This is a genomic window from Mycobacterium sp. P2_H7, assembly GCF_056403275.1.
In genome coordinates this window covers 1-474 of the sequence record NZ_JBFUFU010000047.1, presented here as the reverse complement: position 1 = coordinate 474, position 474 = coordinate 1, and the positions used below count along the sequence as shown (strand labels likewise).

Here is a 474-nt window from a genome sequence, read left to right as displayed (position 1 = left end):
TCCTGGGCTCCGCCCTGAACTACTACTGCCCCGACAAACGCATCCTGCTCGACCAGGTCGCCGAGTCCCAGAAACACTGAACGGAAAAAAACACCATGATGCACAAGACCCTCCGCCTCGGACTCGCCGCCGCAGCCCTCGCCGGCGCCATCACGACAGGCATCGCCACCTCCGCCGTCTCTTCCGCCGATGCGACCGACGACTACCCCATCCCCAACCGCATCCTCAAAACCCCCTGCACCGCAGAACAGATCATGGCCGCCGCCCGCGATGTGGAACCCGTCTACTACGAGCGCTACATGATCGACTACAACAACAAACCYGYCGGCGACCAACAAGGCGCCCAAGACCGCATCCACTGGTTCTTCTCCATGGACTACGCCGGCCGCCGCCAATACTCCGAAGACACCGCCACCAACGCCTTCTACGAAAACATGGCCTGGCGCTGGCCCAACTGGGCCAAACTGTTCTTCA

1 protein-coding gene is annotated in these 474 nt (G+C 61.9%); it reads left to right on the top strand.

Translation table 11 applies throughout. The features are described from left to right. Nucleotides 1–95: 95 nt before the first annotated feature. On the top strand, nt 96–474 hold a 379-nt coding region (locus tag AC1DY7_RS31270; RefSeq protein WP_477497641.1), incomplete at its 3' end, for a DUF5078 domain-containing protein.